This window comes from Mariniflexile gromovii (assembly GCF_017814435.1).
Lineage (GTDB): Bacteria > Bacteroidota > Bacteroidia > Flavobacteriales > Flavobacteriaceae > Mariniflexile > Mariniflexile gromovii.
Window position 1 is genome coordinate 54,242 of the sequence record NZ_JAGJCB010000021.1, and the last position, 6,724, is coordinate 60,965.

Below are 6,724 nucleotides of genomic sequence, written 5' to 3' on the forward strand. Positions count from 1 at the left end.
TTTTAAAATTATAAATTAACTTTTACTCCAAATGTTAAACTTCTTGCATCTGGATATCCTGTATCCGCACTAGAAAAAGTGTTTCTTATATTTACTTCTGGACTATACCCTATGTAATCTGTTTTAGTCCATAAATTTGTTGCTGTTACATAAAACTTAATTTCTTCAATGCTGAGTTTTGTAAAAACAGATTGTGGCAACGTGTACCCTAAACTAAGGGTTCTAAGTCTTATATATGAAGCGTCTTTAACACCCAATGAATTTAAAAATTGAGGTGGCGACGTGTAACTAGGTCTTGGATAGGTTGTTGATGGATTTTCGGGAGTGTAATAAGGTACTTTTACCCCATTTACTCTACTTTGCAATGTACCACCATTATTGAAATCGGTTAAAAACGGGTTTACTCTGGTAGCACCTTCTACGGCATAAAAATCGACTAACAAATCAAACCCCTTGTAAGATACTGTTGAAGAAAGCGAGCCAAACCAGTCTGGATTAGGGTCTGTATAAACGATATCCTCTTGGGTTATTTTACCATCATTATTCACATCTTTAACTCTAATATCACCAGATCTAAGATTTGGTTGTGGTATTGCAGAATCTGGATTTGCTTGTGGTGCATTTGCAAAATCATCTCCTTCTTGATAGATGCCATCAAATTGATAGTGTCTAATAACCCTGCTTGGTTGCCCAACATAATAATTATAGGCATTGTCTTCTAAAACAGGATTACCATCACCATCATTATAAAGCTCTATCAATTCATTTTTATTATTAGACCAATTGGTAGTAACAGACCATTTAAAATCATCGGTATTAATCAAATTGGCTGTTAAGCTTAACTCAATACCTGAGTTTTGTAATTCGCCTGCATTAAAAAATGTATATTGATAACCGGTGATAGAAGGCACTGGTCTTCTTAACAACAAATTGGTTGTTCTTGAATCATAATACTCAATGGAACCTGTTAAGAACCTGTTGAATAATGCATAATCAAGACCTAAATTTAAGGTTGTTATTTTTTCATATTTCAAATCTAGGTTAGGCAAAACTACAGAAGGCGAATACCCAGATGCTGTTTCACCATCAAAAATATAATTTTGACCTTCTGCCGTAAAAAGTGATGTGTAAGCTTGTTTTAAACCATTAACTAAGCTACCATAACTGGCTCTAAACTTTAATTCTTGAATAGCATCTACATCTTCTAAAAAACTTTCATTGTGAATTTTCCATGCGAATGAAGCGGCAGGATTATGTGCCCACTTATTTCCCGATGCATTAACTGAAGCGCCATCTGCTCTGTACGTTGCTGAAAACAAGTATCTATCCATTAAGTTATAACGTGCTCTTCCCATAAACGATGCATTTCTTTGAGAGGTTTGATCGCGTTCTACCGAAACAAGTCCAATGGCATTTGTAATACCATTATAGCCTAAGCTTTCATTTGGAAACCCTGTTGCTTGCGTAAAAGTTCTAGAGAATTTATCTTCTTGAGAAGATTGTACTAATGTTAAATCGAACTTATGGTCTGCATTGAATTCTTTATCATAAGTTAAAATATTTTCAATTAAATACGATTCTCTTAATTGATTGTCAATTCTTGCGATACCTCTGTCTGCATCACCCGCAGAACTTAAAGAAGATTGATATTGGCCGCGTTCAGAGTTTTTTCGCGTTAAATTGGTTTTTAATTGATATTGTAAGTTTTTAGTAATTTGCCATGTAGGCGTTACGTTTATTACAAAGTCATTCCCTTTTTCATTGTTGGTTTGTTCGCGTAAATTCCATAAAGGGTTTGTTGCACTACCAAGTTCACCATCTGGAAATTGGGTTATGCTACCATCGGGATTGTAAGCACTTCCCAATGGGGAAAATGTTATAACGTTAACCGCCGCAGCTCTGTCTATGTCATCATTCAACAGATTCAAATCAAAATTAACAGAGAACTTGTCATTAATTTTTTGATCTACATTCAATCTTAAATTTTTTCTTGCATAGCTAGAGGTAGGTATGATACCGTCTTCTTTAAAATAGTTTATACTTCCGTACACTTTTGTTAATTCAGTACCACCAGCTACACTAATAGACTGACTGTTAATAGTTCCAGTTCTTAACAATTCTTCTTCCCAATCAACAAAATTATTGTTGGCAATATTATTTAACTCTACAGAAGTAAACGCCACTGTTTCACCAGGGTACGCATCGTTAGCATCGTCCGCCCTTAAAGCTTCCCTTCTTAACTGCGCAAATTCCTGTCCGCTATATACATCAAAATTGCGTTCAATATTTTTTGTGGTAACATAGCCATGATAAGAAACATTTACCTTCCCTACAGTACCTCTTTTAGTGGTTATCAAAATAACACCATTAGCACCTCGAGACCCATAAATAGCTTGTGCAGAAGCATCTTTAAGAACTTCAATTGATTTTATATCATCCGAATTGATATCTTCAATACCTCCTTCTCTAATAATACCATCTACAACGTAAATAGCGCTTGTGTTACCTTCAATAGAACTGCGACCTCTAAATATAACTTCAGAACTACCTCCTGGTCTTAAGGTACCACCGCCAACTTCAACTTGCAAGCCCGCAATTCTACCTCTAAGCATTTCGGTAACATCGGATGTTGGCGTCATTACGGCTTTAGATAAATCGGCTGTTCCCACAGCATTTACCAAATCGCTTTTTCTTTGTGTACCATAACCTACCACAACAACCTCATCTAAAGTACTGGCATCTACCGCTAATAAAACATTTATTGTATTTGAAGTAATTGCTACATCTTTAGTTTTAAAACCTATATATGATATGGTTAAGGTTGTTGCGCTATTGGCAACCGATATTGAAAATTTTCCATCAAAATCTGTAGACACACCATTGGTAGTTCCTTTTACAATTACCGAAGCTCCTGGTAATGGCATATTATCGTCTGCAGATAATACCGTTCCAGTTATTGTTTTTTGCGATTGTGCCATGGCTACAACCGAAGCCAGAAAAAACAATAATGGAATTAGGATTTTAATTTTTTGATTAAATAATTTTAGTTTCATAGAATGTAATTTTAAGTTTAGTTTCAAAAGTATAGTTCTGCTCGATTTTAACTTTTACATAAAAATTAAGCATATGTAAACTTAACCCCTAAAATTGATAATTCCATAATTTTAACCCCGACAAAAAACGAACATCGTAATTTAAAAAGGTGTTAACTTTTAAATATTAAGCCAAAAGCCCTATAAATACGGTAAAGTTATAATTAGAAAAATTTTATACAGAAACCCGCGAAAACATTAGCTTTTCGGCCCTTGTAGTGGTAATGTCGTGGTAAAAAACAGGCTTGTAGTGTTACTAGAAGTTTAAGATATAGTTAACTAGCCCACTATCATGCTCTAAACCTAATTTCTTTCTTAACCTGTAACGTTTAGTTTCAACGCTTTTAATAGATATGTTAAGCAAGGGTGCCATTTCTTTTGAAGATAAATTCAACCTTAAATAGGCACAGAAGCGCAAATCGTTGGGAGTTAAATCGGGGTGGGATTGTTTTATTTTGTCTAAAAAGTCTTTATCGGCATTATTGAAAGCTTGTTCAAAAAACGACCAATCTTTGGAATCATTCAAATTGTTATCTATAAGTTTTAATGCAGCCATATTATCGGTGTGCTTATTTTTTTTCAGTTCCTTTTTTATGCTGTTTAAAACTTCATTCTTTTTTATAATACTCATTGTTGAAATTGCAAGCTCTCGGTTTTTACTTTCAATGTCCTGATTTAACTTTTCATTTTTAATACTTGTTATTAATTGCTCGTTTTCTAATTGCTTGTGCGCATGCAACTTCTTGTAATACTTCTTATAGGTTTTATGCATAAATAATGAAAAACCAAATATTGAAACCAAATACAACAATATGGCTGTATTTGATAAAAACCAAGGTCTGTTTATTTTAAAATTGTAGCTTATAACATTACTAGACAATTTATTTCCAATTTTGGCACGAATGTTTAAGTTATAGTCTCCAAAAGGCAAGTTTTCAAATATAAGTTCAGACTTGCTGTTCCATTCACTCCATTGGTTATACCTTCCATTAAGTTTATACTGATATTGAACAACATTGTACTTATTGTAAACAGGAACACTGTAATTAAAGGTTATGGAGTTGTTTTCATATTCGAATACACCTGAACTATTAATATCTACTGCTATATTATCGGTTTCAACGGTATTCAACTCAATAGAATTAAGGATGAGTTGATAGCTTTCATTTTTATTTAATTGGGAAATATCTAAGGTAAGATACCCATCGGTTATACCAATTAGGTAATTATTGTTTTTAAGGTGCGAAATATTTTCGTAACCTATTTGTCCTTTTCGTAATGGATATGGAATGGCTACTTTATTAATTTTTAGCTCGTTTGTTAAATCGTTTACATCTACATAACTAATATTATCGTTGGAAAAAGCCCAAAGCTTTTGCGTATCATCTACAACCAATTTACCTGATGCATACTCCGATTGTGTAACTATAGTACTAAGAGTCGAATCCTTTACAAAACTTTTTTTTGTGGCATCAAAAGCAAGTACCCCATCTTTATAGGCGTATAAAATGCGGTCTTTATATTTAATTAGGCTTGAATTTTTATCGATAGGAACTGCAGAATCTATAAAAACATTTTTGGTCTTGGTGAAATTTTCATCAATTTTAAGTCTAAAAACACCTTTATAACCATGACTTACCCAAACCTCATTATGGTTTGTTATTTCAAAATATCTTGCTGAATTATTAAAACCTTCAATTTTGCTTTTTAGTTTCCAATTTCCGTTTTCTTTAGCCAATACATTCAATCCGTTATAGTTGCCTTCTAAAAGCATGTTTTCTTTATTAGGAATGGGTTTAAAGCCCCAGGTTCCGGGTATGCTTGTTACCAAAATAGCTTGGTCTTTTTTTATAATGAATGTTCCGGAATGATGCCCGCAAAACAACTCGTTATTATACTGAAACAAGCTCCAAACTTGCCCAGAAGTACCAGCTACGAATTTAAAAGGGTCTTCTTGTGAAAATGCTTTTTTATAAAACAAACCTTGATTGGTACCCAAATACAAAATACCATTAAAAATGGCAGAGGCATATATGGTTCCTATTTTACCTTCATCATCATTAAAAACCCGTATGGGCGATTTTATGTTGATACAATTAATGCCATTATCCAAACCAACCCATAAATTTTCGTCTCTATCTTCAAACACGCATAGTGCTGTGTTATTACTAAGTCCATTGCTTCTGTTTAGTTCGTATTCTATACGCCCTGTCTTAGATAAATAAACAATACCATTTTTTATGGTACCTATTATAAAGCTTTTGTCTTTTAGTTGAATGCTGTTAAAAACATTCATTTTTTTTATGGATTGTTGAGCAGGAGCATCCCATTCTGACACCTTATTATTAATTAAAGTATAAAAACCCGCTCCACGAGTCTGTATAAGTAAGCCTTCTTCTATTGAAAAAATGTTTACTACCTTATCATTTTTAAAAAGTTGGTCGTCTAATATTAACTTAGGTTTACCTGCTACAATTTTATAAATACCTTCATTGGTAACATGATAATAAATAACATTTTGAATATTAAAAACTCTTGAAATTCCGTTTTTAGAATTCATTATGGAATTTGCACCGGTAACCGGGTTATAAAAATAAATTCTGTTGAAGGATTGAAATAAAACCCATTCATCATAAGTAATAATATTCCAAATATGTTCATCTTCAATCATGGTCTCCTTAAATTTAGAAACCAAACTTTGGTACTGTAATTTACCAAACACATCACGTTCCCAAAAACCAAATTCCATGTAACATCCTGTGTAAATTCGATTTCCAACTACATTAACAGCTCTAATAATGGTATTGTTTGGAGATGGATACATAGTCCATTTAGCACCATTATATTCTAAAAGCCCTTCATTGTTGGCTACATAAATAAATTTATTAGGAGCTTGAGAAATCATCCAGTTCTGATTTTCCCCGTCATAATCTGTTGGGGTAAACTTTTGTATAGGAGGCAATTCTTGTACTAATAAACTATTGGGCACAAAAAATAAAAGAAGAAAACACAAACCTATATGGATGATACTTTTCATAAAAAAAGAAGCTGTTTTTATACAATCTACTAAGATTAGGACAATTTAAGAAGATTTACAATAATATTACGGTATTATGTGCAATCAGTTGGCTAAATACTATATTCAAATTATTAATTATTTCAACTGAAACCGTGTAAACACAAAACACGTTATCAATCTAAAAACGAACAACGAAAGATCACATGGCAATAAAACACGTCTTATTATAAATTCAAAAGTATAAGATCACTAAAAATACGATTTTTGTTTTTTGAAGTTTGCCGGGTGTTACATAGTACGTAATTTGAAAAACAAAATACCTCAACAATTCCATTAGCGATTTGTTTATTGAAATCAGAAGTTGTTAATTATTTTATTGTAGCGTTTGTCTTTCTTTTGAAAAAATATTAGCTGGTGGGGTTTCAGGCTATTTTTTTGAAACAATTCGATTTTATCAATTAACGTTTTACTTTTTCAGGATACCTTGCTGTGTCTAGTCCTAAATAACCGATACAGATTATTAAAGGATTAAATTTATAAATTAAAGCTGAACAATGTTATCATTGTTCAGCTTTTTTGATTTGTATTGTTTTCTTTTCAATTGATTTTGTTC

The 6,724-nt window shown here is 32.5% G+C and carries 2 protein-coding genes; both read right to left on the reverse strand.

Translation table 11 applies throughout. The features are described 5' to 3' along the window. Positions 1–8: 8 nt before the first annotated feature. Positions 9–3,053: a SusC/RagA family TonB-linked outer membrane protein gene (locus J8H85_RS16345; protein ID WP_209656398.1), complete on the reverse strand. Its 3,045-nt coding sequence runs from the start codon at positions 3,051–3,053 to the stop codon at positions 9–11. A gap of 295 nt (positions 3,054–3,348) precedes the next feature. After that, the gene (locus tag J8H85_RS16350) at positions 3,349–6,129 is read right to left on the reverse strand and encodes a helix-turn-helix and ligand-binding sensor domain-containing protein (RefSeq protein WP_209656400.1); all 2,781 of its coding nucleotides are present in this window, start codon (positions 6,127–6,129) and stop codon (positions 3,349–3,351) included. Positions 6,130–6,724 lie beyond the last annotated feature (595 nt).